Source organism: Allosphingosinicella sp. (assembly GCF_036387215.1).
GTDB lineage: Bacteria > Pseudomonadota > Alphaproteobacteria > Sphingomonadales > Sphingomonadaceae > Allosphingosinicella.
On the sequence record NZ_DASVUE010000025.1, the window covers coordinates 1 to 1,505 of the forward strand.

At 65.0% G+C, this 1,505-nt stretch carries 2 protein-coding genes; both read left to right on the top strand.

The window, feature by feature from the left end; translation table 11 throughout:
- A partial coding sequence (locus tag VF662_RS01150) for a hypothetical protein (RefSeq protein WP_464136708.1) occupies positions 1-270 on the top strand: 270 nt, incomplete at its 5' end.
- A 106-nt stretch (positions 271-376) separates the two neighbouring features.
- Positions 377-1,459: a sensor histidine kinase gene (locus tag VF662_RS01155; protein WP_464136711.1), complete on the top strand. Its 1,083-nt coding sequence runs from the start codon at positions 377-379 to the stop codon at positions 1,457-1,459.
- Positions 1,460-1,505: the final 46 nt, after the last annotated feature.

Below are 1,505 nucleotides of genomic sequence, written 5' to 3' on the forward strand. Positions count from 1 at the left end.
AAGCCCGCCGCGGCTGACGAGTTCGCGCGGGCGCAGAACCCGATCGTTAGCGGCATCGAGCGTCGCCTCAAGACCAACGCTTACTGGCTGTCTGAGATGGAGGGCTGGTCGCGCGAGCCGGAGCGGATGGAGCGTACCCGCACCTTCCTCAGCGATTTCCGGGCGATGACGGCCGAGGAGGTGCGCGCCGCGGTCGCGAAATATGTGGCGGACGGCGGCGACTGGTCGATGCTGGTTCTGCCCGCTAATAAGGGCAGCGGTGGCAAGTAACACGAGCCAGATCGCCGCGCCCGCGCCCGCGCCCGCACCGGCGCCGGCAACGGACAGGAGGCGGCCGCCTCCGGGAGCCGGTGCGCGCCCTCCGCGCCTGCTCCGGATGCAGCAGCAGCCTTTCTTCGAGGACAAGAACCGCGCTTTCTGGATCCTGCAATCGGCCGGCTGGGCGGGCTATTTCTTTCTCCGGACGCTGAGCGGCCTCGCCAACAACATGGGCTGGAGCCTGCTGCTCCACGTCGCCCTCCTCACCGGCACCGGCTATTCGATCACCTTGCTGATGGCCGCGGCCTACCGGCGGCTCATACGGGTGAAGCCGCTCATCACCTTCGCCGTCGCGATCGTGATCGTCGCCGTCGCCGCCGCCAGTTTTTCGGCGATTGAGGCCTGGAGCCACGGCACCTTCATCAAGCCCGGCGTCCGGCCGGAAGGCCTGCAGTTCCTCGGGGGCATCGTGCTCACCGTGTCGCTGCTGATCGCCTGGTCCGGCCTCTATTTCGGCATCAACTACTATCTGATGCTGGAGCAGCAGAGCGATCAGCTGCTTCGGCTGGAGACGCAGGCGAGCTCCGCACAGCTTGCGATGCTCCGCTACCAGCTCAATCCGCACTTCCTGTTCAACACCCTCAACTCGATTTCGACGCTCGTCCTCCTGAAGCAGACTGACCAGGCCAATGCGATGCTTTCGCGGCTCTCCTCCTTCCTCCGCTACACGCTCGTCAACGAGCCGACCGGCCAGGTGACGGTCGAACAGGAGGTTGAAACGCTGAAGCTCTATCTCGACATCGAGAAGATGCGTTTCGAGGACCGGATGCGGCCGCGCTTCCACATCGATCCGGCGGTCGCCAATGCGCGCCTGCCGTCGCTTCTGCTCCAGCCGCTCGTCGAGAATGCGATCAAATATGCGGTGACGCCGCAGGAGGAGGGGGCGGACATCGCCGTCGAAGCGCGTAAGGTCGGCAACAGAGTGGTGATCACGGTCAGCGACACCGGCCCCGGCGCCGACGCCGCCTATACGGTGCGGGCCGAGCAATCGACCGGAGTCGGTCTGGCGAATATTCGCGACCGTCTGGCGCAGGCCTATGGCGCCGACCATCGTTTTGAGACTCAAACGAACATCCGCGGGGGCTTTAGCGTTACGATCGAGATCCCCCACCAGGTTCAAGTATCCGAGGAGCCGAAATGACCATTCGCACCATCCTGGTCGACGACGAGCCGCTGGCGATCCAGGG